Source organism: Campylobacter showae (assembly GCF_900573985.1).
In the GTDB taxonomy this organism is placed as follows: Bacteria; Campylobacterota; Campylobacteria; order Campylobacterales; family Campylobacteraceae; genus Campylobacter_A; species Campylobacter_A showae_E.
The window spans coordinates 1,824,551-1,846,639 of sequence record NZ_UWOK01000001.1 but is presented as its reverse complement, the minus strand read 5'-3'; the positions used below and the strand labels follow the sequence as shown (position 1 = coordinate 1,846,639).

At 47.7% G+C, this 22,089-nt stretch carries 23 protein-coding genes and 9 tRNA genes; 16 read left to right on the top strand and 16 right to left on the bottom strand.

All coding sequences use genetic code 11. The annotated features are described in order from the left end of the window. Positions 1-48: 48 nt before the first annotated feature. The 3 genes from EE116_RS09255 to folD are packed head-to-tail and all read right to left on the bottom strand — an operon-like array spanning position 49 to position 2,420. Positions 49-702: a site-2 protease family protein gene (locus EE116_RS09255; protein WP_122874168.1), complete on the bottom strand. Its 654-nt coding sequence runs from the start codon at positions 700-702 to the stop codon at positions 49-51. Beyond that, entirely contained in the window at positions 699-1,565 is an 867-nt protein-coding gene (gene lepB / locus EE116_RS09250) for a signal peptidase I (RefSeq protein WP_122874167.1), read from the bottom strand. The genes EE116_RS09255 and lepB overlap by 4 nt, the downstream gene beginning before the upstream one ends. A gap of 3 nt (positions 1,566-1,568) precedes the next feature. Next, positions 1,569-2,420 carry a bifunctional methylenetetrahydrofolate dehydrogenase/methenyltetrahydrofolate cyclohydrolase FolD gene (folD, locus tag EE116_RS09245; RefSeq protein ID WP_122874166.1) on the bottom strand — a complete coding sequence of 284 codons (852 nt, stop codon included), beginning with the start codon at positions 2,418-2,420 and terminating at the stop codon, positions 1,569-1,571. A gap of 82 nt (positions 2,421-2,502) precedes the next feature. Between folD and EE116_RS09240 the strand changes: the two genes are divergently transcribed. The 10 genes from EE116_RS09240 (at position 2,503) to EE116_RS09195 (ending at position 10,384) form a co-directional block, all read left to right on the top strand. After that, on the top strand, positions 2,503-2,859 hold the full coding sequence (locus EE116_RS09240; RefSeq protein WP_122874165.1) for a c-type cytochrome: 357 nt from the start codon (positions 2,503-2,505) through the stop codon (positions 2,857-2,859). Further along, a complete protein-coding gene (gene hemL / locus EE116_RS09235; RefSeq protein ID WP_122874164.1) occupies positions 2,856-4,271 on the top strand; it encodes a glutamate-1-semialdehyde 2,1-aminomutase in 1,416 nt (471 codons plus the stop codon). The genes EE116_RS09240 and hemL overlap by 4 nt, the downstream gene beginning before the upstream one ends. Further along, positions 4,271-4,549 (top strand): AtpZ/AtpI family protein, encoded by a 279-nt coding sequence (locus tag EE116_RS09230; protein ID WP_122874163.1) that lies wholly within the window; start codon positions 4,271-4,273, stop codon positions 4,547-4,549. Before hemL ends, EE116_RS09230 begins: the two co-directional genes overlap by 1 nt. Further along, positions 4,546-5,304 (top strand): potassium transporter TrkA, encoded by a 759-nt coding sequence (locus EE116_RS09225; protein ID WP_122874162.1) that lies wholly within the window; start codon positions 4,546-4,548, stop codon positions 5,302-5,304. The genes EE116_RS09230 and EE116_RS09225 overlap by 4 nt, the downstream gene beginning before the upstream one ends. Further along, complete coding sequence (locus tag EE116_RS09220) at positions 5,294-6,490, top strand: MFS transporter (protein WP_122874161.1); 1,197 nt, start codon at positions 5,294-5,296, stop codon at positions 6,488-6,490. The genes EE116_RS09225 and EE116_RS09220 overlap by 11 nt, the downstream gene beginning before the upstream one ends. A gap of 30 nt (positions 6,491-6,520) precedes the next feature. Beyond that, entirely contained in the window at positions 6,521-8,218 is a 1,698-nt protein-coding gene (gene fliK, locus EE116_RS09215) for a flagellar hook-length control protein FliK (RefSeq protein WP_122874160.1), read from the top strand. Positions 8,219-8,220: 2 nt separating this feature from the next. Further along, positions 8,221-8,490 carry a FlhB-like flagellar biosynthesis protein gene (locus EE116_RS09210; RefSeq protein WP_002953476.1) on the top strand — a complete coding sequence of 90 codons (270 nt, stop codon included), beginning with the start codon at positions 8,221-8,223 and terminating at the stop codon, positions 8,488-8,490. A gap of 72 nt (positions 8,491-8,562) precedes the next feature. Continuing rightward, the gene (locus EE116_RS09205; protein ID WP_122874159.1) at positions 8,563-8,751 is read left to right on the top strand and encodes a hypothetical protein; all 189 of its coding nucleotides are present in this window, start codon (positions 8,563-8,565) and stop codon (positions 8,749-8,751) included. Positions 8,752-9,021: 270 nt separating this feature from the next. Then, complete coding sequence (locus tag EE116_RS09200) at positions 9,022-9,585, top strand: CheB methylesterase domain-containing protein (RefSeq protein WP_122874158.1); 564 nt, start codon at positions 9,022-9,024, stop codon at positions 9,583-9,585. After that, a complete protein-coding gene (locus EE116_RS09195) occupies positions 9,578-10,384 on the top strand; it encodes a CheR family methyltransferase (protein ID WP_122874157.1) in 807 nt (268 codons plus the stop codon). Before EE116_RS09200 ends, EE116_RS09195 begins: the two co-directional genes overlap by 8 nt. A gap of 136 nt (positions 10,385-10,520) precedes the next feature. On the opposite strand, the gene EE116_RS09190 is transcribed toward EE116_RS09195, so the two are convergent. Together EE116_RS09190 and EE116_RS09185 are read right to left on the bottom strand one after the other, a co-directional pair. After that, positions 10,521-11,723 (bottom strand): MFS transporter, encoded by a 1,203-nt coding sequence (locus tag EE116_RS09190; protein WP_122874156.1) that lies wholly within the window; start codon positions 11,721-11,723, stop codon positions 10,521-10,523. A gap of 39 nt (positions 11,724-11,762) precedes the next feature. Beyond that, the gene (locus EE116_RS09185; protein WP_122874155.1) at positions 11,763-12,215 is read right to left on the bottom strand and encodes a copper resistance protein NlpE N-terminal domain-containing protein; all 453 of its coding nucleotides are present in this window, start codon (positions 12,213-12,215) and stop codon (positions 11,763-11,765) included. 107 nt (positions 12,216-12,322) lie between these two features. Between EE116_RS09185 and EE116_RS09180 the strand changes: the two genes are divergently transcribed. From EE116_RS09180 to EE116_RS09170, 3 genes are all read left to right on the top strand, one after another. After that, positions 12,323-13,243, top strand: a complete 921-nt coding sequence (locus EE116_RS09180; RefSeq protein WP_122874154.1) for an SPFH domain-containing protein — start codon at positions 12,323-12,325, stop codon at positions 13,241-13,243. Continuing rightward, positions 13,240-13,638 carry an NfeD family protein gene (locus EE116_RS09175; protein WP_122874153.1) on the top strand — a complete coding sequence of 133 codons (399 nt, stop codon included), beginning with the start codon at positions 13,240-13,242 and terminating at the stop codon, positions 13,636-13,638. The genes EE116_RS09180 and EE116_RS09175 overlap by 4 nt, the downstream gene beginning before the upstream one ends. Before the next feature lie 81 nt (positions 13,639-13,719). Further along, positions 13,720-14,226 carry an endonuclease V gene (locus EE116_RS09170; protein WP_122874152.1) on the top strand — a complete coding sequence of 169 codons (507 nt, stop codon included), beginning with the start codon at positions 13,720-13,722 and terminating at the stop codon, positions 14,224-14,226. A gap of 97 nt (positions 14,227-14,323) precedes the next feature. Here EE116_RS09170 and EE116_RS09165 read toward each other — a convergent pair whose 3' ends face one another. Then, a complete protein-coding gene (locus EE116_RS09165) occupies positions 14,324-14,695 on the bottom strand; it encodes a hypothetical protein (RefSeq protein WP_122874151.1) in 372 nt (123 codons plus the stop codon). A gap of 368 nt (positions 14,696-15,063) precedes the next feature. Here EE116_RS09165 and EE116_RS09160 point away from each other — a divergent pair, with 368 nt between their 5' ends. From EE116_RS09160 to EE116_RS09150, 3 genes are read left to right on the top strand one after another with little or no spacing between them, the layout of a single operon-like run. Beyond that, on the top strand, positions 15,064-16,113 hold the full coding sequence (locus EE116_RS09160) for a dehypoxanthine futalosine cyclase (protein ID WP_122874150.1): 1,050 nt from the start codon (positions 15,064-15,066) through the stop codon (positions 16,111-16,113). Further along, entirely contained in the window at positions 16,113-17,336 is a 1,224-nt protein-coding gene (locus tag EE116_RS09155) for a M16 family metallopeptidase (RefSeq protein WP_122874149.1), read from the top strand. The genes EE116_RS09160 and EE116_RS09155 overlap by 1 nt, the downstream gene beginning before the upstream one ends. Continuing rightward, a complete protein-coding gene (locus EE116_RS09150) occupies positions 17,326-19,248 on the top strand; it encodes a DEAD/DEAH box helicase (RefSeq protein ID WP_122874148.1) in 1,923 nt (640 codons plus the stop codon). The genes EE116_RS09155 and EE116_RS09150 overlap by 11 nt, the downstream gene beginning before the upstream one ends. Before the next feature lie 361 nt (positions 19,249-19,609). On the opposite strand, the gene EE116_RS09145 is transcribed toward EE116_RS09150, so the two are convergent. From EE116_RS09145 to glnA, 10 genes are all read right to left on the bottom strand, one after another. Next, a tRNA-Glu gene (locus tag EE116_RS09145) sits at positions 19,610-19,684 on the bottom strand. 20 nt (positions 19,685-19,704) lie between these two features. Next, positions 19,705-19,780, bottom strand: a tRNA-Lys gene (locus EE116_RS09140). Positions 19,781-19,783: 3 nt separating this feature from the next. Beyond that, positions 19,784-19,860: transfer RNA gene (locus tag EE116_RS09135), tRNA-Asp, on the bottom strand. A gap of 8 nt (positions 19,861-19,868) precedes the next feature. Further along, positions 19,869-19,944 (bottom strand) — tRNA-Val (locus tag EE116_RS09130). Between the two features lie 19 nt (positions 19,945-19,963). Then, positions 19,964-20,039: transfer RNA gene (locus tag EE116_RS09125), tRNA-Lys, on the bottom strand. A 3-nt stretch (positions 20,040-20,042) separates the two neighbouring features. Next, positions 20,043-20,119: transfer RNA gene (locus tag EE116_RS09120), tRNA-Asp, on the bottom strand. Positions 20,120-20,127: 8 nt separating this feature from the next. Continuing rightward, positions 20,128-20,203, bottom strand: a tRNA-Val gene (locus tag EE116_RS09115). 15 nt (positions 20,204-20,218) lie between these two features. After that, positions 20,219-20,294: transfer RNA gene (locus tag EE116_RS09110), tRNA-Glu, on the bottom strand. A 12-nt stretch (positions 20,295-20,306) separates the two neighbouring features. Next, positions 20,307-20,382, bottom strand: a tRNA-Lys gene (locus tag EE116_RS09105). A 196-nt stretch (positions 20,383-20,578) separates the two neighbouring features. Beyond that, positions 20,579-22,009: a type I glutamate--ammonia ligase gene (glnA, locus tag EE116_RS09100; RefSeq protein WP_122874147.1), complete on the bottom strand. Its 1,431-nt coding sequence runs from the start codon at positions 22,007-22,009 to the stop codon at positions 20,579-20,581. Positions 22,010-22,089: the final 80 nt, after the last annotated feature.

Genomic DNA, 22,089 nt, shown 5'->3' with positions numbered 1-22,089 from the left:
CGCGAGCCTTTAGGAGCGAAATTTGGGCTAAATTTTAAAATTTGCCGTTTACAAAAACATCCTCATGATAGCAACAGCATATCGTATCGGCTCGAAAAAATAATCTTTTAGCGGCGAGATCACGATGATAACTAACGCTATAAAGCCGTATCTTTGCATACCGTTTAGCCGGTTTGCCGCGCCGTGAAGCCCGAAAATGCGCAAAAGATACTCAAGCGCCTTTGAGCCGTCAAGAGGCGGGATAGGGTAGAGGTTAAAGAGAGCCAAGACTAAATTTACGGCTGCAAGCATAAATACAAACTCCACTACCGCGCCGTCAAAAAAACCCTCGAAGCCTATAAATTTAAATAGGCAAAACGCTAGCGCAAAAAGAGCGAGGTTGTATGCGATGCCAGCAAGCGCGACGACTATAGCTGCTTTGTAGCCGCCGTTATAAAGCACCGTGCGTAAATTTATGGGTACGGGTTTAGCCCAGCCAAACGTCACTCCCGTGCTAAGATACATGAGTGCCGGCACGACGATAGTTCCTAGCGGATCGACGTGTTTTATGGGATTTATGCTGAGCCGCCCCAAATTTTTGGCGGTTAGGTCGCCAAATTTAAACGCCGCATATCCGTGCGCGATCTCATGTCCGACGACGGAGATAACGAGCACTGCGACTAGGATCGCAACCTTTGCGAAGTCGATGCTATCAAGGTTCATTCGATCTTGTTTCCGTCGTTTTTAGCTTCGGCTCTGGCGGCGTCTAGCAGCTCAGGCGAGTTTTGTATAAAGTCCACGCTCTTGCCGACTCTGTTCCATCTGATTTTGTATTCGTCATCCCAGCTAAAATATACAAACCACGGCTTGCCGACGATATTTTTATATGCCACTGGCCCCCAAAAACGGCTGTCGTTTGAGTGGTCGCGGTTATCGCCGATCATGAAAAACTCGCCCTCTGGAACCTGAAAATAAAATGCGTTAAACGGATAGTTGCCTACGCTTGGTAGTTCGTTTACGATAACGGGTTGCATGGCGAATTTGCTAGCGTTTAGGTAGTTTACGGCTAGTTCAAATAAATTTACCTTCTCGTCGTAGTGTATGCCGCCGAATTTATATGGCTCGCGTACAAAAAGCTTACCACCAAATTTTACTATATCTTTTTCGTCGAAATTTGCCTTTATAAACTCCTCGCCCTCGTGCGGGTGTAAAAATAGCGCCTTTTCTGTAAATATCACTTCGTCGCCGCCGACTGCGAAATTTCGCTTGACGTAGTGGATCTTTTCATCGTGCGGATAGCGAAAAACCACGATATCGCCGCGCTGCGGCTTTGCGCCCTCGATGAGATGACCGTTACCGTTAAAATCTGGCAAAACCTTGACCTCTATCCACGGAATGCGCGGGGTTGAGATGCCGTAGCTAAATTTTTTAACAAAAAGATGATCGCCGACTAAAAGCGTGTCCTTCATCGAACCAGACGGTATCACGAAGGCCTGCGCGACAAAAAAAATCACGAGCAGGACGATGACGACCGTGCCCGTCCAGCTGTTTGAAAAATCTAAAAATTTATTAAACGCTTTTTTCAAAATTTATGCCTTCTTCGCGCGGTTTTTAGCTGATTTTATCGTGTTTGACAGTAGCATCGCGATAGTCATCGGGCCTACGCCTCCCGGAACCGGAGTTATAAACGAGCATTTAGGCGCTATCTCGTCAAATTTGACGTCGCCTTTTAGCTTGCCGTCGTCCATGCGGTTTATGCCTACGTCGATTACGACGGCGCCCTCTTTTACCATATCCGCCGTTACGAAATCGGCTCTACCGATAGCGGCCACTAGGATGTCGGCGTCCGCGCAAATTTCTTTTAAATTTCGCGTTTTGCTATGCGTCACGGTTACGGTCGCGTTGGCGTTTAGCAGTAGATTTGCCATCGGTTTGCCCACGATGTTGCTACGTCCGATCACGACGGCGTTTTTGCCCTCTAAATTTATATCGTAGGCTTTAAAAATTTCCATTATGCCTAGCGGCGTGCACGGTACGAACCCGTCAAGTCCGCTAGCTAGTTTACCGACGTTTATCGCGGCAAAGCCGTCCACGTCTTTTTCGGGGCTAATGGTTTCTAAAATTTTATTCGTATCTATGTGCTTTGGTAGCGGCAGCTGCACTAATATGCCGTCGATGCCGTCGTCTAAATTTAGCACGTCTATTAGCGCGATTAGCTCGCTTTGTGTCGTAGACTCGGGTAAGCGGTGCATTACGCTTTTTATCTCGCAGGCTATGCAGGCTTTTTCTTTTGCCGCGACGTAGGTTTGGCTGGCTTTATCCTCGCCGACCAGTATCACCGCAAGCGCAGGCTCTATGCCTTGATTTTTCAAATTTAACGCTTCGTTTTTTACTCTTTCCTTTACCTGCGCGCTTACGTTTTTGCCGTCTAATATCGTCATTTTCGTCCTTTATTACTTTTTAATCGCAAAGATTGTATGATAGCTAATTTTAGATTAAATTTACGAAAAAGAGAAAGAATTTATGAAAATTTGGCTGATTTCAGCGCTACTTTGCGGCGCGGCGTTTGCGAGCGATTTTATTACAAAAAACGAATACGCAAAGATGCTCTATCAAAACCCGCGCGGCATCGGCTGCGACAAGTGTCACGGCAGCGGCGGCGAAGGCTCGCTCATATCAAAATATAGACATTTTGATAAAAAAACCAAGCAGGTCATCGACGACGAGCTAAGAGCGCCCAGGATAAACAATCTTGATTTTGAGACGTTTAAAGAGGGCGTGCTAAGCGCTAGAAGCGTTATGCCTAGCTACTTTCTAACCGACGAAGAGATAAATTTGCTTTACGAATACGTTATAAATTTCAACAAGGATAAAAAATGACGAACAAAGAAGCTTTCGGGCTAGCTAAAAAATATATCCCGGGCGGCGTAGATTCGCCCGTTCGCGCGTTTGGCAGCGTAGGCGGCGAGCCATTTGTGGTGGACCGCGGCGAGGGCGCGTATCTAGTCGATATCGAGGAAAACCGCTATCTGGACTTCATCCAGAGCTGGGGACCGCTCATTTTTGGACACTGCGATCCCGACATTGAGAGTGCGGTGATAGCGACGGTTAAAAAGGGACTAAGCTTTGGCGCTCCATCAAATTTGGAAACCAAGCTAGCAAAGCTAATCTGCGACGAGTTTAAAAATGTAGAAAAGGTGCGTTTTGTAAGCTCCGGCACTGAGGCCACTATGAGCGCGATACGCGTAGCGCGCGGCTTTAGCGGCAAGGACGGACTCATAAAATTTGAAGGCTGCTATCACGGGCACAGCGACGCGCTTTTGGTGAAAGCAGGCAGTGGTGCTACGACCTACGGCAATGCTTCCAGCGGCGGAGTACCGGCAGACGTGGTGAAAAACACCTATCTAGCGCGCTACAACGATATAGCTAGCGTGCGAGCGATATTTGAGGCAAATCCGGGCAAAATCGGCGCGCTAATCATCGAACCGATCGCGGGAAATATGGGGCTTGTGCCTGCTGGTAACGAGTTTTTAAGCGAGCTTAGACGCCTTTGCGACCAAAACGGCGCGGTGTTAATTTTTGACGAGGTTATGAGCGGATTTCGAGCGAGCAGGCACGGGTCGTTCGAATTTAACGGCATAGAGGCCGATCTCGTGACCTTTGGTAAGGTTATCGGCGGCGGCTGCCCGGCGGCTGCGTTTGGTGGAAAGGCGGCGATCATGGACTACCTAAGCCCCGAAGGTGCGGTGTATCAGGCAGGCACGCTAAGCGGCAATCCCGTAGCTATGGCTGCCGGCATCGCAAGCCTGAGTAAAATTTTCGCCGATCATGATCTTTATGACCGCCTAAATAAACTAGCCGTACTGTTCGCTCACGGACTAAAAAGTGTCGCCACGAAGCATGGCATTGCTCTGCAAACGACGGTGCGAGGCTCGATGTTTGGCTTTTTCTTTACCGCAAGCGAGGTTAAAAACTACGACGACGCGCTAAAAAGCGACGTTAAGCTTTACGCCAAATTTCACGCCAAAATGCTTAAAAAGGGCGTCTATCTAGCACCTAGCCAGTTTGAGACGGGCTTTATCTGCGACGCGATGAGCGAAGAGGATATCAAATTTGCCATTAAAGCCGCAGACGAGAGCTTTGCCGAGATAGCTGCGGAAAGCACAAGCGAGAACGAGGAGATGCGCGAGGTAAAAGCAAGGATCGCCGATCTAGAAGAGCGTCTAAAAGAGGCCAGAAAAGAGCGCGAAGCGATACAAGAGCGCATGAAAAACAGCTGGGGATTTGCCTAATGGCGAAGATAAATTTAGGCGACGTCGTAAAAGGCGCCGAGCAGCTAAGTTTGGGCGTTTCTATCGTCGTGGCGCTTGCTATCGGGGCTGGGTTTGGCTACTGGATGATGAAGGAAACCGGCTGGACGTGGACGCTGTTTGCGGGTATCGCAGTCGGTATCGCCGCAGCCGGCCTAAACATCAAAAAGGCCTACGACGTGCAGATAAAAAGTCTAGATGAACTAAAAGATAAAGGCAAATTTAAACCCGCGAAAGACGATGACGAGGACGATGAGTGAATTTTAAGCTCATTGCCGTTTACGGCGCATTTGAGGCTTTGCTTTTGCTGGGCTCGGCTGTATTTGGCCGCGCGTGGTTTTACAGCTCGCAGGTCGCGTTTGCGGGCTCGCTTTTGGTGCTGGCCGCGACCTTTAGAGCCTACAAAAAACGTATAGAAAACGGCGTGCGAGACTATGACGCCTCCGCAGAGGACGACATAGACGAATGGGGCGAAAATCACGAGGAGTTTCCGGATCGCCCCGCGGAGGCTAAATTTGACGGGCATGACCCGCACCGCAAAAATACTAAGCGACTAGATGCCTCAAATTTGGACGGTCTCGCAAAAATAGACGCGGAATTTGACCAAGCGGCGGGGCTAAATTTAAACGGCGAAAACGAGCGGGTTAAATTTGACGCGGCAACAGAACAAAACGAAGCCGCGCAGGGCAAATTTGACGAGCAGAATTTAAGCGGCGCAAGCCAAATTGGCGGGTCAAATTTAAGCGCGGCAAGCGAGTCAAATTTGAACGAATCAAATCAAAACAGCGAAGCTAAGCCCTCAAAAAAGCAAAATTTCACGCGTAATTTAAAGCAAAATTCGCCCAACTATTTCACCGCCTTCGTGCCTTTTCGACTGATCGCGTATGCGGTTTTGGTCGTCGGATTTTTGGCGCTAAAAAGACAAGACAGCCTTGATATAGCCGCGTTTTTGATCGCGCTTGCGGCGATGCCCGCGGGCGCTTTGATATATGGAGTAAAAAGCAATGAGAAATAGCTCGATAATAACGATCAGATCGATGTTTGCACTATTTGTGGGGATGGCGTTTTTGTTTGTGGGAAACGGCCTCATCATCAGCTCTGCGGGCGTCGAGCTAAAAAAAATGGGCGCGGACGAGCTAGAAACGGGATTTGTCATCGCGGTATTTTTCGTTGGAGCTATGATAGCTACGATATTTTCGCACAAAATCGTCTCAAAAGTCGGCCACATCAGGAGCTTTGGGATATTTGCGTCGCTTTTTGGTATCGCGGCGATGTTTCACGACCTTAGCCAAAATCTCTACTTTTGGGCGTTTTTGCGCGGGTGTTTGGGATTTTGCTACTACTCGATCTTGATGATAATCGAAAGCTGGCTCAACGCGCGCGCTAGAAACGAAGTGCGCTCTCGAGTACTGGCATTTTACGAGATCACGTTTTACGTATGTTTTGGGCTGGGTATCCTCGTGCTATCGCTAAATTTATCCACTTCTCACGTGCTTTTGCTTAGCGCGGCGTTTATTTTGTTTTTGAGTATTCCTTTAAATTTAATCCGCATCAAAGAGCCGCCGATCCCCGAAAAAAAGAGCGTCTCGATCCCGAAGGTCTTTGCGCTCGTGCCTTTGGCGCTCATTACCAGCATCGTAGCGGGCATCCTCATAAACGGCTTTTTTGCGATGGCTAGCGTTTATATCCTGCTGCAAGGATACGGCGCGAGGGAGGTTTCGTTTTTTATGACCGTCGCGATGGCGGGCGGCTTTATCGCCCACTCTCTCATCGGCGGTTTTTCGGATAAATTCGGCCGCCGTCCTGCGATAATGTGCTGCGCGGGCGTGTCGCTATTTGCGGCTATTTGTTTTTTGGCGCTTAAGCCCTCTATCTACGCGCAGTACGTTTTGTCGTTTTTTTTGGGTTCTGGCGCTTTTTGCCTCTATGCGTTATCGCTTGCTCGCGCCAACGACGTTTTAAAACATAAAAATCAAGGCATCGAAGTAGGGCGCGCCGTGCTTTTTAGCTACTCTTTCGGCTCGCTTCTTTCGTCCGTGATAATGGGCGCTAGTATGAAAATTTTAGGCTTTGACGGCTTTATGTGGGTTTATGCAGCGCTGCTTGCGTTTCTCATCGCGTTTTGCCTCACGCAAAAGACCGTTCCGCTTGAAAGCAGGCGAGGCTTTGAGCATAGCCCCGGCACGATGGCCAATAGCTAATGAAAATCTCAAATTTGACGATATAGCCGTATGGAATCAGTAAATAACTCAGTAAGTTCGCAAATCGCGACCCAAGCCGCCATCGGCGGCGCGCTACCCAAAACAGGCGGCGTAGGCGGCGCAAACGCCGGACAGGCTGGGCAGGCGGGCGAAACCAAAAATCTTTTTAAAAATCAGCCCGCACCCTCGCAAAATTTAGGCTCCGAGGCCGCGGATAACGCCGTAAAGGATCTAGATAAGCTCGTAAATAAGCTTTTAGACGAGCTAAAATCAAGCCCTACGCAGGCCAAAGAGCTAGCCGTTCAAGCAAAAAATCTGCAACTCTCGCCAAATCTCGCAAAAGATATGAAAGGCCTCGTCGCACTTGCCGAAAATGAGCCCGATCTAAAGGAATTTGCGCTTAAACTAAAGGAGTTTTTAAAACCCGTCGCCGATCTAAAAAACGCGCCGCTAAACGAGCAGATAAAAAACTCGGGCATCATGTTGGAGGCAAATTTAAAGGACGCGCTAAACGGCAAATTTAACCTACCCAGCGCGATAAATAAGCTCTTCGGCGATATAAAAAATCTCTCAAATCAGCAGCTTTTGGAGCAAATTTCAGCCTTGGCTAAGGATGATAGCCTAAGCACGAACGAGAGCTTTACGAGGCTTGATCAAATTTTACAAAACGCTAAAACCGCGGCCAAAGATACGCTAGCCGGCTCGCCTTTTAAGCAGCTTTTCGAGATCGCTGATAAGCTCGAAAACGCGGCTAAATTTATGGACAAGCAAGCAAACGCCATGAGCGGCAGCGGGCTAAGCTTAAACGAAAAAACGCTAAACGCCGAGCTAAATAAAATCTCTCAGCTGCTGGCAAACGCGGGCGAAAAAATGCAAAATTTAAACAGCGAAAAGCTAAGTCAAAACAGGGGCTTTACTTTAAATTTCGCCGAGCTAAAAAGCGCTATAAAAGAGCTAACGGACGAGCTTAGCGCGCTTGCGGCTTCGCAGGATAAATTTAACGATTTCGCGCAAAAAATCGTCCGAGAAGGCGCGGAAGGAAGCGAGGGTGCGACGCTGCAAGACAAGCTGCAAAATGCGGCTAGAAAGCTAAATTTCGCCCTGCAAATCGCCGATAAAGCTGGCTTTGAAGCAAAAAATAGCCTAGATGAAGTCGGCAAGCTAATCAAACAGCAAAATATCGCTCGCGGCGAGCTTGGCGCCGTGACGCCAAAAAGCGCCGAAGAGACGGCAAAGGTGCTGCAAAACGACGTAAAAAGCGCTCTTTTAAACATGCAGTCAAAGTCTCCGGACGCTAGCCCCGTAAAAGACGCCGCCTCAAAGCTGCTCGCTCAAATCGAGATGCACCAGCTAGCCTCCGCAGTCGCTGGCGGAGTGCAGACCTATCTGCCCTACGTCTGGGAGGGCGTAGAGGGCGGAAATATCAGATTTAAGCAGGGCAAAAAGCAAAAACACTACGCGCAAATCGATCTAAATTTTCAAAATTTCGGACAAATTAATATCATGGTGGCGCTTAGCGAAAACAAATACATCGACCTTGCGATTGCGACGCAAAAAGAGGAGTTTAAGGAGCTAATTTTAAGCGGCGCAAAGGAGCTAAAAAGGGCTATCGGCGAGCAGGGGCTGATAGTGTCGAATTTTAGCCTAAAAACTATGCCTAAACTGCGTCTTAGCGGCGTTTACGGCGGTCTGGATAAGCTTGATATGGGATTTGATAAAAAGGCGTAAATTTGGCAAAAGTGCAAAAAACTAAAAAAGCCGTGGCTCTTGGCTACAACCGCCAAAAAGATAATGCCCCAAAAGTGCTGGCAACGGGCTCTGGCGAAGTGGCGAAAAACATCATAAATCTAGCCAAATCTCACGACATACCGATCAAAGAGGACGCCGATCTGGTCGAGGTTCTAAGCAAGGTCGATCTAAATGAGGAAGTCCCGCCAAATCTCTATAAAGCGGTCGCGGAAATCTTTAGCTTTTTGTATCAAATGACGAATAAAAAATAGGGCGCTTGTCGTAAAATCTAGGCGAGATTAGGCTACTTTCAAGCGTAAATTTGAATGCAAACGGAAATTTAAATGAAAAAGACGGTCGGGATAATGCTAATTTTAGCTTTGCCCTTGTTAATCTTGTTTTCTGCTCTAGTTTTTGCTAGCGGTAATGCATCAAAAGGCGCAAACTATCCGAAACACGCGCTAGAAAAAGCGGTAACGCACGATAAAAAAGAGCCTCATCTAAAGAAGATAAAACCGTCAATCATAAAGTAAAATTTGACGGAAATCTTGTAGCAAAAAGCCGTAAATTTGAAGATAAATACAAGAAGACGCATAAAATTTAGGTATAAATACCGAGTTTGAAGTAAAATTTGACGACTATTCCGCCGCTGTTGCAAGCGCTAAAATCTCACCCAAATTTTATCGTAGCGTTTAGTTAGCGTAAAATTATCTGCATTATTTTATGTATTTTTGCCTTATAGCTAAATTTAATATAAATAAAGATAAAATAGCCATAAAATTAACTCAAAAAACGGAATAAATTTGAAACAAAAACTGGTCTTAGTCGGCGCCTCGACGGGCGGTCCGGGACATTTAAAAAGGCTTTTTAAAGGGCTTGAGCTAAACGGAGCTAGCGTCGTTATTGCGCAGCATATGAGCCTGGCTTTTATCCCTAGTTTTATCTCGCAGTTTGACAAGGAGTGCGCGGCGGAGGTGTTGATGCTGGGCGCGCCCACGCAGCTAAAAAGCGCGATATATATCTGCGAAAAAAACTCGGAGATAATCTCTGCTAGCCCCCTCATGGCCGGCATGTGCTCGCCGGCAAAGGAGACCACGTACAACCCCAACGTAGACGTGCTTTTTCACTCCGGCGTGCAGGCTTGTAAGTTTGCCGACGTCATGGCGATCCTGCTAACTGGCATCGGCGACGACGGCGCGCGCGGGCTAAACGAGCTATACAAAGCCGGTGCTAAATGCGTCGCCGAAAACGAGGAGAGTGCGATCGTCTACGGCATGCCAAAACGCGCGAAAGAAATCAACGCAAATTTAAGGTCGCTACCCATCGGCGGTATAAGAGCGGAACTAGAAAGGTTTTTACATGCTTGAAAATGCAAATTTGACGCCCGCTCCTAGCGATGCGGCGGGGCTGAATAAATTCGTCGAAGTTATCAAAAATATGTGCGGCGTGGACCTAGAGTCCAAAAAGGACATGATAAAGCAGCGCCTAATAAATTTCTGCCAAGCAAACCGAATTTCAAGCTTTGAAGCGTTAAGCTCAAAAGTCGTCGTAGACCGCTTTATGAGGCAAGAAATCGTGAATTTGATCACCACGAACGAGACTTATTTTTACAGAGAGTTGCCGCAGCTACAAGCCGCGATATACTACGCCAGAGAGGAGCTTGATAGCGTGCGGATACTGTGCGCGCCGTGCTCGACGGGCGACGAGGCGTACTCGCTAGGTATGCTCGCGCACTCAAATTTACTCGACGTAAACCGCGTCAGTATCGTTGGTATCGACATAAACTCCGAGGCTATCGATAGCTGTAAAAAGGGCGTTTATAACGAGCGTTCATTGCACCGCCTAAACGATAATCAAAAAAATATCTACTTTACAAAACGCGACGGCAAATACGAAATCAGGCGCGAGATGCTGCCTAGATGCGAGTTTAGCGTGGCAAATATCTTTGACGACGCGATCTTTAAGCTAGGCAAATTCGACATCATTTTCTCGCGAAATATGATGATTTATTTTAACGAGGAATTTAAGCTAAAAACGGTAGAACGCTTTCATAAAATTTTGAGCGATCACGGCAGACTCTACGTCGGACACGCCGATCTGGTGCCGTTTACGACGCTTTATAAAAAGCATATTTCAAACGGAACGACTTATTATGCTAAAGCCTGAGCGGGGTAAATTTGAGGTCAAATTTGCCATTAAATTTGACATACCGAGACTGCTACGTTTTTGATGCGGACAGCAAATTTATTTGGTCAAATTTGATTAAAATTGCCGCTTGCTAAACCCGCACCGCAGAGCAAATTTACGCTAGCTCGTCTTTGTAAATTTTACGCACGAAAAGCCAGTAAATCGCTCCGGCAAAAAACATACACCCTATCAGCGCCGTGATTATCGAGAGGCTAAGCCCAAGCTCAAAAAGCAGCCCTATACCGCTAGAAATCACCGCCGCGACGCCTAGATAAACCATGTCGTTATAGGCGATGATACGACCGTAAAATGAGGGATCGCACTTTTGCTGGATGAGCGTGTAGGTGTAACTCCAAAGCGTCGAGGTGAAAAATCCCGCACAAAAAATCCCGATAAATCCGATATAAAAGTTAAACTGCAATGCGCTCCACGCGATGACGCCAAGTCCGTGACCGACGTAGATATAAACTAGGTTGGAGTTTGAGACGAATTTGCTAAGCACGAGCGGGCCGACGATAAGGGCGACGGCGCGGCAAGCGTTTATGTAGCCTATGATGAGCGATGCCGAGAGCAGGCCAGCGTACGGATAGTCCGCTAGTAGCGCCACGAGCGCGTCGTAGCTGGTCACGCCCACAACCGCGTGCAGCATGATGAGGTGCGCGATGAGGGGATTTTGTTTTACGTATTTTAGGCCGTTTTTTAGCATCTCGCGGACTCTTTCGCCGCCTTTTTTAGCCCGCACGGATATATCCGTTTTAAGCAGGACGATAAGGGCTACTGCATAAAGAGCGCAGTCTAGTAAAAAGGCGCTTTTTATCCCGAAAAAATGGATATAAATGCCCGCCAGACCCATACCTGCGGTGTATGAAAACGCCCAGATGAGCGAGTGGATCTCATTTGCGGTTTTTAGGTCGTCTTTGTTTAAAATTTTGGGGAAAAGGCTCATCTCGACCTGAAAATACGTTCCGCCGGCCCCGACTCTGATAAATATTATCACAAATAGCAGCCACATCAAGGAGAGTTTGTCGATAAAAACGAGCATAAAAACAGTCACCATCTCTACGACCGTGAGCGCTATGAGCATTGGTTTGGGGCTAAATTTATCCACCACGATACCGCTAAAAGGCGATAGTAGCACGCCCGGCACGAAAGCAAGCGCAGCAGCCGCCGTGATAGCCCAAACGGGCGCGTCAAGCTCGATAAGTAGCGTAAAAATGCCCGTGTGCGAGAACCAAACGCCGAAATAACAAATCAGCTGTATGAGCGAGAGGCGCGCGAAAACGGGCTGGGTTCTTAATAGGTCGATAAATTTATTCATTTTGGGTTTTGGGTTAAATTTGGGCGCTAAATTTGTCGCTTAGTTGGCTTCTAGCTTTTTGTAGATGCGCTCCTGGGCGAAATTTTCTTTGATAAAGCTGTTTTGGTTGCTGATCTGGCGTAGCGTATCGCCGTTAATCTCGAAATTTAGCTTTTCGCGGTATTGATTTGTCACTCTTAGGGTGTTGCCCTCTATCTCGTATTTGCCATTTTGTAGCTCTCTTTGGGCGATCTTTTTTTGATAAACGGTGTCGATTTTAAACGTACCGTCCGCGTTGAGCGTTAGCGTGCTTTTCGAGTTTTCGCTACATCCGTCGCAAAACACCTTAGCCTCGTAAACGCCGATCAAATTTTCCTTATCTACCTCGGCGCCGCACGTTTCAAAAACCTCAGTGCCGCCGCATTTTTTGCTATTTACCGCACTTGCGCCGCCGCTTGCCGCACAGCCTGCAAATATCATCGCAGCCGCTGCCAAAAATAAAATATTTTTCATGATTTATCCTTAAAATTTTGGCTAATTATACTAAAAATTTTCCGCTAAAATGGCGATTTTTTAGCAAAAAGCGGCTAAAATGATGAAAAATATTTTAAGGAGTAGTCATGGAAGAGAGCATCCCGTTTATCGTATTTGCCGTGGTCGTGCTGGCCTTTGCGGTCTTGTTTTTAAAAGCCGGCATTAAGATCATCTCGCAGTCTGATATCTACATCGTCGAGCGTTTGGGTAAATTTCACAAGGTGCTTGACGGCGGATTTCACATCATCATCCCTTTTGTCGATCAGATCCGCGCCGTAATCACCGTTAGAGAGCAGCTAGTAGATATCACGAAACAGCAAGTCATCACCAAAGATAACGTAAACATAAGCGTCGACGGCATCGTGTTTTTAAAGGTCGTGGACGGCAAAATGGCTCTGTATAACGTCGATAGCTACAAGCGCGCGATCGCAAATTTAGCCATGACGACGCTAAGGGGCGAGATCGGCGCGATGAATCTCGACGATACTCTTAGCTCGCGCGACCGCCTAAACTCCGCGCTACAAAGAGCGCTCGGAGACGCCGCCGATAACTGGGGCGTAAAGATCATGCGCGTCGAGATCTCGGAGATCTCCGTGCCGCACGGCATCGAAGAGGCGATGAATCTGCAAATGAAAGCCGAGCGCGAAAAACGCGCGATCGAGCTAAAAGCGCAGGCTGAAAAAGAGGCGCTCATTCGCAACGCCGAGGCGCTAAAACAAGAAAAAGTATTGCAAGCCGAAGCCATCGAGCGTATGGCCGATGCGAAAAAATACGAGCAAATCGCGCTAGCGACGGCCCAAAAAGAGGCGATGGACATGATAAACGAAAGCATGGCGCAAAACGCCAAGGCTGCCGAGTTCCTGCTCGCGCGCGACCGCGTTGGAGCCTTTAACGAGCTAGCCAAAAACGGCTCGAAAGATAAAATTTTAGTCCCTTACGAAGCAACCGAGCTCATCGGCTCTTTAAGCGTCTTAAAGGACTTTTTAGGCACTAGGGCGGCGAAATGATACCCGCATATTTGATGCTAGCCGCTGGCGTCGGATTAGTCATGCTCGAGTTTATGCTCGGTAGCTTTTTCGTGCTATTTTTCGGGCTTGGATTTTTAGCGGTCGGGGTGCTGGGATTTTTCGTCGATATCGCTTGGGAGTATCAAATTTTACTCATCGCTATCGTCTCTCTAGTCCTGCTTTTTGCGCTCAGAAAGCCTTTAAAGGCCAAATTTAACCAACACGAAAGTGAAGTCAAAGACGACTTTTTAAACGAGAGCGGCGAGGGCGAAATCAGAGAGGGTATGGTTTATTTTAAGGGCACTTTGTGGCGCTACGACGGTGATTTAGCCGAGGGCTCGAAGGTACGCGTGCGCGGCACGAAGGGAAATAAAGTCGTTTTGGAGCGAGATTAAATTTGAGCTTTTGAGGCGGCTTAATGCTTTAATCTAAGTCGCCTTTTTATGCGGCTCAAATTTAAACAAAAAAGGATAGCGGTGAAACTTGCCGTAGATGCGTATTATGTGGGAAGCAAGGCTAAAGTCGTAGGGGTTTTGTTTGAAAACTTTAGCGACGAAAAGCCGCTTGAAATCATATCAAAAATAGTAGACGGCGTAGCGCCCTATGAGAGCGGAAGCTTTTATAAAAGGGAGCTTCCGTGCATCGTCTCGCTTTTGCAGGATTTGGATGTGTGGGATATCTCGCTCATCGTGATCGACGGTTTCGTTTATCTTGACGACGAGGGCAGATACGGTCTGGGCGGGCATTTATACGAGCGCTTGGAGCGCAGAGTGCAGATCGTGGGCGTAGCCAAATCGCCTTTTAAAGGTAGCTGTAAGCTCGTAAGAGAAATTTGCAGAGGCAAGAGCAAGAGGCCGCTTTTTGTTAGCGCGGTCGGCATGGATGTGGACGAAGCGGCGCGGCTCGCAAAGGGAATGAGCGGCGAGTTTAGGTTGCCTAGCCTGCTTAAAATTTTAGACGACGAGACTAAAAGCGATTTTTAACTACTTTGCGGCGAAATTTGAGCTTAATTTTGCTGTTGCCAGCTGGCGTAAATTCGATGGGAAGTGCGGCCAAATTTGACCTTGACCGCATTAAATTTTAGTGTTTGTGATGAGGACAGGCGTGCGTTTTGTCGCTTGCGCCGCTTTTGCCGTGATGAGCGCACTCTTTATGTTGCGCGCACCCGTGCGCTTTTGCGTCGCATTTTGGGCATGGTTTTGATTTGGCGCAGTCGCCGCTACAGCCGAGATTTTTGTCTGCTCCGTGATTTCCGTGATGAGGGCACTCTTTTATCCCGCCGTGAGCCTGTGCGCAGCTAGCGTTTGTCATGCCGTGATGCGGGCAGCTTGCATCTTTTATCTGCGTAGCGTGGCGATACTCCTGCGCGTTTTGCTCGGCGGGAGCCGGTTTGTTTGCTGCACAGCCTGCAAAAAACAGCGCCGCAATCGCAGCTAAAATTAAATTTTTCATCTTTTCTCCTTTGGTAAAATGTCTCGCGATTTTATCAAATTTAAGCTTTATAAATCGGGTTAAATTTAAAAAGCCGCGGCAAATTTACGCCGCGGTTTATATAGGCGTCTATCTGCGACGGTGCGGACCATAGTGCCTACCTTGGCGATGCCTAAGCCCGTTGCGGCCGTCTCTGCGGTCGGGCTGTTTTATGACGCAACGAGACTCAACACCCCGTCTAGCGCCAAATGGCTAAATTTCTTAGCTTGGTTGCGTCTTTTCCCTTTTTTGAGGCGCGAAACGATATCCGCAAGACGTCAAAAAACGTGAATTTATCAAAGATAAAAGCGTTTTTCGCTAAACTCGCGTAAAAAATTTAAAGGAAAAATTTGACTAGACTAAGCGTGGACGAGGCGGTAAATTTGATAGAAAACGCCGAGCTAAACGAGCTTGGAGCGATGGCTCTAGCGCGCAAACGCGAGCTACATCCAGACGGCGTCACGACCTTTATTGTGGATAGAAACATCAACTACACGAACGCGTGCTGGGTGGACTGTAAATTTTGCGCGTTTTACCGCGATCACAAGGACGAGGACGCCTATGTGCTCGGATTTGACGAGATCGGGCAAAAGATCGAGGAGCTCATCGCTATCGGCGGGACGCAAATTTTATTTCAAGGCGGCGTGCATCCAAAGCTAAAAATCGAGTGGTACGAGGATCTCGTGGAGTTTATCGCGAAAAAATATCCAAGCATCACGATTCACGGATTTTCCGCGGTCGAGATCGACTATATCGCGAGGATCTCGCGCATAAGCACTAGAGAGGCTCTACGCCGTCTGCGAGAAAAGGGGCTCTACTCGATGCCCGGAGCCGGAGCAGAGATACTTAGCGACCGCGTCCGCGACGTGATCGCGCCTAAAAAATGCGACGTAGAGACCTGGTTGCGCATCCACCGCGAGGCGCACGAGGAGGGGCTAAAGACGACTGCTACGATGATGTTTGGCACCGTCGAAACCACGCGCGAGATCGTGGAACACTGGGAGCATATCAGGAGCTTGCAGGATGAGACTGGCGGCTTTAGAGCGTTTATCTTATGGAGCTTTCAGGGGCTAAATACGCGCCTAGCCGCCGAGCATCCCGAGATCAAAAAGCAAAGCTCGAATCGTTATTTGCGCCTGCTTGCGGTATCTAGGCTGTTTTTAGATAATGTGCCAAATATCCAAAGCAGCTGGGTCACGCAGGGCAGCTACATCGGGCAGCTAGCCTTGCTGTTTGGCGCAAACGACCTAGGCAGCACGATGATGGAGGAAAACGTCGTCAAGGCCGCCGGCGCTAGCTACCGTATGAATCAAGACGAGATGATACGCCTCATCAAAGATATAGGCGAAAAACCCGCCAAACGTAATACCAATTATGATATTTTAGAAAGGTTTTATTGATGAAAATCATAAATTTAAAAGCCGCAAATTTACAAATCCCTACCGTTTACGAGGCTAGTAAAACCCTGCCCGCGGTGAGCCTAAAGCTTATTTTTAAGGTTGCCGGAACTTGCGCGGAGGAGAAGGCCGGACTTGCTAAATTCGTCGCGAAAATTTTCGACGAAGGCACGCTAAGCAAGGGTGCGGCAGGCTTTGCCAAAGAGCTTGAAACGCGCGCGATCAGCCTTTACGCGAGCGCGGGATTTGAGACGTTTGCGTTTGAGCTAAACTGCCTAAAGGAGCACTTTTCTTTTGCGCTTGCTAAGCTAAAAGAGCTTTTAGAGGAGCCGAATTTAAGTCAAAAAAGCTTTGAAAAGGTTCGAACTCTGACTCTGGGCGAGATATCTAGCAATGAAAGCGACTACGACTATCTAGCTAGAGTCGCGCTAAACGGACTACTCTATCCCGGTACGAATCTAGCAAGACCTAGCATCGGCACGAAGCAAAGCGTGGAGAGTATCACGCTAGACGACGTTAAAAACTTCATCTCTAGCAAGCTTGATCTAGCAAATTTATTTGTAGTGCTCGGCGGCGAAGTGGCGCCGGGGGAGCTAAATTTGGACGAAATTTTAAGCTCGCTAAAGCATGGCGAAGCGCGCAAGCTAAAACTACTAAAAACAGATGAAAAATGCGGCGAAAAAGCCATCATCAAGCCTAGCGAGCAAGCCTATATTTACTTTGGCGCGCCTTTTGACGTTTCCCGTGAGGAGCGGTATAAGGCCAAGATAGCGACGTTTATTTTGGGCGAGGGCGGCTTTGGCAGTAGGCTGATGGAGGAGATCCGCGTGAAGCGAGGGCTAGCGTATTCGGCGTATGCTAGGAGCGAATTTGCGCTGAGCCACTCGCAAATTTGGGGTTATCTACAAACCAAAAATGAGAGCAGAAGCGAGGCGGTCGCAGTCGTAAAAGACGAATTTGCAAAATTCGTCAAAAACGGCGTAAAGGCTGGCGAGCTAGCGCAGGCTAAAAGATTTTTGCTAGGCTCGCAGCCGCTACGCCAAGAGACGCTTTTTAACCGCCTAAACATCGCTCAGAGCGAGTTTTATAACGGCTTTAAACTAGGAAATTTTAAAGACGAGCTAGAAAAAATCTCGAAGCTAAAGCTTGCCGAGCTAAACGCGTTTATCGCGGAGCACGCGGAGATAGAAAAGCTCAGTTTTGCCGTGCTTTACAATGAAATTTGATGAAAAAGACAGAATCAATCTAAAAAAAATCGGCGTAACCACTCTGCTCGATCTAGCACTTAAGCTTCCTAAAAGCTTCGAGGATACGAGTCTAGCCGCCGCACCAAAAGACGGGTACGTGAGCGTCGCCGTGGAGATAAAAAGCGCGTATCGCCAAGGCGGAATGCTGCACGCCGTATGCTGGTGTGAGGCGTGGGGGCAAAGCGTAAAGATCGTGATTTTTAACGCCAAACCTTGGCATCACGGCGCTTTTAAGGTCGGCAAAAGCGTATTTGTAAGCGGCAAATGCGCCTACGCCTACGGCTCGTGGCAGCTAACAAATCCAAAAATTGTCACGAAAATAAACGAAATCATACCCAAATACAAGCTTTCTCTCAGAGACGATTCGTTTAAAAATTTGATCCAAAAATACGTAAATTTGCCAAATTTGATCGAGGCGGGACTCGCGCCTAAGGAGGCTCGGTTTTTGCTAGATCTGCACAGAGGAGACGAAAAAAGCGTGGCGATGCTAGAGGCTCTCGTGCGAGAAAAAGCTGGTGAAGAGGTGCTAAAATTCGTCGAAATTTACAACTACCTAAAAAAGCTAAACGTCAAAAAAACGCATTTTAAAGCGCCTAAAATCAAGCTTTTTGATATCTCGGAGTGGCTTAAAAATTTGCCGTTTGCGCCCACGGATGACCAACTAAATGCCATCGCTGATCTGCGTGCGGACTTTAGCAGCGAGGAGGCGGTGCGGCGCGTCGTGATGGGCGATGTGGGTAGCGGCAAGACACTTGTTATGCTAGCTGCCGCGCTTAGCGTCTATCCCGGCCCTGCGCTCATCATGGCGCCCACGTCGATACTGGCCGAGCAAATTTACGCCGAGGCGGCGCGTTTGCTGCCTGATTTTATGCGAATTTTGCTTGTTAAAAGCGGCGACAAGCCTGAATTTGACGGCGTAAATCTCATCATCGGCACGCATGTTTTGCTCTATCAAAGCTTGCCCGCCGCGCCTTTAGTTATGATAGACGAGCAGCACCGTTTCGGCTCAAATCAGCGCGAGAAAATCAACGCTCTAGCTAGCGGAGGGCTTGGGCAAGAGACGCAACTTGACGGGGCGGAGGGCGAATCTAGCGGTAAATTTGACAGCGGCGAGCGGGCAAATTCGACCGCAACCGAGCCCGAAAAAAGAAATAAACAAACAAAAGCGGCGAATGAGACCAGAGCTCACGTGGTGCAGTTTTCGGCGACGCCGATCCCGCGCACGCTAAGCATGATACAAAGCAGCTTCGCGGAGTTTAGTTTTCTAAAGCAGATGCCTTTTGAAAAGCACATCCATATGCAAATTTTACAAAGCGCGAACTTTGGCGAGCTACTGACGCATATCAAATCGCAAATCGCCAAAGGCAAGCAGGTTGCCGTGATCTATCCGCTGGTTGAGAGCAGCGAAAACTCGAACTATCAGGGACTAGAGGAAGCGCAGGGGTTTTGGCGGACAAATTTTACAAATGTCTACGTCACGCACGGCAAGGACAAAGAAAAGGAGCAGGTGCTGCGCGAATTTCGCGAGCGCGGAGACGTGCTACTCTCGACGACGGTTGTTGAGGTCGGTATCTCGCTGCCGCAGCTTAGCACGATCGTGATCGTGGGCGCAGAGAGGCTAGGACTAGCGAGCCTGCACCAGCTGCGCGGGCGCGTAGGGCGAAACGGCGGGAGCGGATTTTGCTTTTTGTTTACAAAGCTCAAAAATCCGCCGTCGCGTTTGAGGGAGTTTTGCGAGACGCTGGACGGCTTTAAGATCGCCGAGATAGACCTCAAAAATCGCCAAAGCGGCGACATCCTAAACGGCGCGTTTCAACACGGTGCAACGTTTGAATACTACGACTACGAAGAGGAAATCACGCAAGCGGCGAAGGATAGGCTTGGGATTTAGCTAAATTTGCCTTTGGGATGGCAAAAATTGCTACTTGCCTGAGTATTTTTATATTTATTTTTAAATTTAAAATAAAATCGGTAAAAAATTGCGTTCAGAATTTTATGATTTTTAAAATTTACTTGAAACAAAATTTGCGGATAGTTTTTGGAGTGTTTTTGGCCTAATTAAAGCTCTCATGTTTGCATGGTTTATTATTATTCCTTTTTTACAGATTATTAAAAACAGAATTTGCATAAAACTCAATGCTTGTAGTTATTTATTTTTGTAGAAGCTAGATATATGCCAATTAGGGTTATATTTAAATATGGTTTTTTGTATAATGCAATTTAAAAAGTGAAGTAATAAATTTAAAGTGGATTGGTGACCCTTACGAGAATCGAACTCGTGTTACCAACGTGAGAGGCTGGTGTCCTAACCGCTAGACGAAAGGGCCAACAATGATAAAATAAATCGTGGTGCCCCGTGTAGGGCTCGAACCTACGACCCCATCATTAAGAGTGATATGCTCTACCAACTGAGCTAACGAGGCAAATGGCGCAGCGGACGGGGCTCGAACCCGCGACCTCCGCCGTGACAGGGCGGCATTCTAACCATCTGAACTACCGCTGCACCTAAAATGGTGGTCGCTATAAGACTCGAACTTATGACATCCACCTTGTAAGGGTGGCGCTCTACCAACTGAGCTAAGCGACCCAAATTTAACAAAAATAAATGGTGTCCTGTGCTGGACTCGAACCAGCGACCCCTTCATTAAAAGTGAAATGCTCTACCGACTGAGCTAACAAGACAAATGGCGCAGCGGACGGGGCTCGAACCCGCGACCTCCGCCGTGACAGGGCGGCATTCTAACCATCTGAACTACCGCTGCACCTAAAATGGTGGTCGCTATAAGACTCGAACTTATGACATCCACCTTGTAAGGGTGGCGCTCTACCAACTGAGCTAAGCGACCGAAAAGACTAAATCGTGGCGACCCTTAAAGGATTTGAACCTCTGTTGCTACACTGAGAGAGTAGAGTCCTGGGCCACTAGACGAAAGGGTCTATGTAAAAAAATGGTGTCCTGTGCTGGACTCGAACCAGCGACCCCTTCATTAAAAGTGAAATGCTCTACCGACTGAGCTAACAAGACATTTTTCAAAAAACGAAACGTGATTATATATAAAAAAGGCTGATTTGTCAAGACAAAAAGCCGTTGTTTTTCAAATTTGATTTATTTTGACAAATTTTGCATTCGTCAAAATCGCGAGAAAAGTCAAATTTGGCCCAAATTTAAAAAGGTCAAATTTGACTGAAAAACTAAAAAGGGATTTTAGCATCCCTTAAATTTAGCAAGAAAAGCAAGTTTTAAACTCATACGGAGTAGGGCGCGCTTCATACGGCCATACTTGACTCTCAAATTTATAATGCTGATACGCGTTTATAAACGTTGGGGTCATGATCGGGTGCAGATATTCGTTATCGCGAATTAGCGCCTCTAGGCTACCCCTCAACGTATGAGGGAGCTGCTCGATACCGCGCTCGCGGATTTCATCTAGGTGCAGTTTAAATAAATTTTCATCCATCGGACCGACTGGCTCCATCTTGTGTTTTACGCCGTCAAGCCCGGCCATGAGCATCGCTGAAAAAGCCAAATACGGGTTTGCCGTACCGTCAGGGAAGCGCATTTCGGCGCGGACTGATTTTTCTCCCGAGCCGTACGGGATACGGATCGAGGCGGAGCGGTTTTGGCTAGAATACGTTAGGATTGACGGCGCTTCAAAGCCAGGGATTAGGCGCTTGTAGCTGTTTGTGCTCGGGTTTGTAAATGCCGCGACGCTCCTTGCGTGTTTTAAAATCCCGCCGATGTACCAGCGCGCAAAATCGCTTAAGTTTGCGTATTTTCCCTCGCCGTAGAATAAATTTTTGCCGTCTTTCCACACTGACTGATGCACGTGCATGCCGCTACCGTTGTCGCCGTAGAGCGGTTTTGGCATAAATGTCGCCGTTTTGCCGTTTAGGTGGGCGACCATTTTGACGACGTATTTGTAAATTTGCACGTTATCGGCCGCTTCAAGAAGGGTTCCGAATTTAACGCCAAGCTCGCCTTGTCCTTGTGCGACTTCGTGGTGTCCTAGCATGACTTCGAGGCCTACTTGCTCTAAAACCTGCATCATTTCCGCGCGCAGATCGACCATGCTATCGGTCGGTTGCGTCATCAGATAGCCGCCTTTTCTTCTTGGGCGGTGGCCTGTGTTGTAGCTATCTTTAAAGTCCCTAGCGTCGTTCCACTCGCCTTCTTCGCTGTCCACTTCAAACATCGCGCAGTTTGGGCTATCTACTATTTTTACGTTATCAAATATAAAAAACTCATTTTCCGGCCCAAAATACGCCACGTCGCCCATGCCGCTCTCTTTTACGTAGGCCATGGCTTTTTTGGCTATCGAGCGTGGACATTTTTCATAAATTTGACCCTTGTAAATGTCGTAAATATCGGCAAAAACTACGACTGTAACGTCAGCGGTAAAAGGATCTAAAAAGGCGCTGGTCGCCTCAGGGCACATTAGCATGTCGCTTCTTTCGATCGGTTGCCACCCTCCTAGCGAGCTCGCATCCATCGGTATGCCGTTTACGAAGTGATCTTTTTCTACGAATTTTATGTTATAAGATATGCTGTGCCAAGCGCCGTTCATATCGGTAAATCTAAAATCCACGAATTTAACCTCGTGTTCTTTGCAAAAATCAAAAAAATGATCGACGCTTTTTACAAATTTTCCCATTTTTCGCTCCTGTGTTTATTGATTTCGTAATTTTATCATAAAATTTTACTTTTAAGATTAATTTAAATAATTTTTTCTAC

Excerpts from the sequence above, each read along its gene's own strand:
- EE116_RS09255 (WP_122874168.1), bottom strand. The coding sequence starts at position 702 with ATGAACCTTGATAGCATCGACTTCGCAAAGGTTGCGATCCTAGTCGCA.
- folD (WP_122874166.1), bottom strand. The coding sequence starts at position 2,420 with ATGACGATATTAGACGGCAAAAACGTAAGCGCGCAGGTAAAGGAAAGA.
- EE116_RS09240 (WP_122874165.1), top strand. The coding sequence starts at position 2,503 with ATGAAAATTTGGCTGATTTCAGCGCTACTTTGCGGCGCGGCGTTTGCG.
- hemL (WP_122874164.1), top strand. The coding sequence starts at position 2,856 with ATGACGAACAAAGAAGCTTTCGGGCTAGCTAAAAAATATATCCCGGGC.
- EE116_RS09230 (WP_122874163.1), top strand. The coding sequence starts at position 4,271 with ATGGCGAAGATAAATTTAGGCGACGTCGTAAAAGGCGCCGAGCAGCTA.
- EE116_RS09220 (WP_122874161.1), top strand. The coding sequence starts at position 5,294 with ATGAGAAATAGCTCGATAATAACGATCAGATCGATGTTTGCACTATTT.
- fliK (WP_122874160.1), top strand. The coding sequence starts at position 6,521 with ATGGAATCAGTAAATAACTCAGTAAGTTCGCAAATCGCGACCCAAGCC.
- EE116_RS09205 (WP_122874159.1), top strand. The coding sequence starts at position 8,563 with ATGAAAAAGACGGTCGGGATAATGCTAATTTTAGCTTTGCCCTTGTTA.
- EE116_RS09195 (WP_122874157.1), top strand. The coding sequence starts at position 9,578 with ATGCTTGAAAATGCAAATTTGACGCCCGCTCCTAGCGATGCGGCGGGG.
- EE116_RS09190 (WP_122874156.1), bottom strand. The coding sequence starts at position 11,723 with ATGAATAAATTTATCGACCTATTAAGAACCCAGCCCGTTTTCGCGCGC.
- EE116_RS09185 (WP_122874155.1), bottom strand. The coding sequence starts at position 12,215 with ATGAAAAATATTTTATTTTTGGCAGCGGCTGCGATGATATTTGCAGGC.
- EE116_RS09180 (WP_122874154.1), top strand. The coding sequence starts at position 12,323 with ATGGAAGAGAGCATCCCGTTTATCGTATTTGCCGTGGTCGTGCTGGCC.
- EE116_RS09175 (WP_122874153.1), top strand. The coding sequence starts at position 13,240 with ATGATACCCGCATATTTGATGCTAGCCGCTGGCGTCGGATTAGTCATG.
- EE116_RS09165 (WP_122874151.1), bottom strand. The coding sequence starts at position 14,695 with ATGAAAAATTTAATTTTAGCTGCGATTGCGGCGCTGTTTTTTGCAGGC.
- EE116_RS09155 (WP_122874149.1), top strand. The coding sequence starts at position 16,113 with ATGAAAATCATAAATTTAAAAGCCGCAAATTTACAAATCCCTACCGTT.
- EE116_RS09150 (WP_122874148.1), top strand. The coding sequence starts at position 17,326 with ATGAAATTTGATGAAAAAGACAGAATCAATCTAAAAAAAATCGGCGTA.
- glnA (WP_122874147.1), bottom strand. The coding sequence starts at position 22,009 with ATGGGAAAATTTGTAAAAAGCGTCGATCATTTTTTTGATTTTTGCAAA.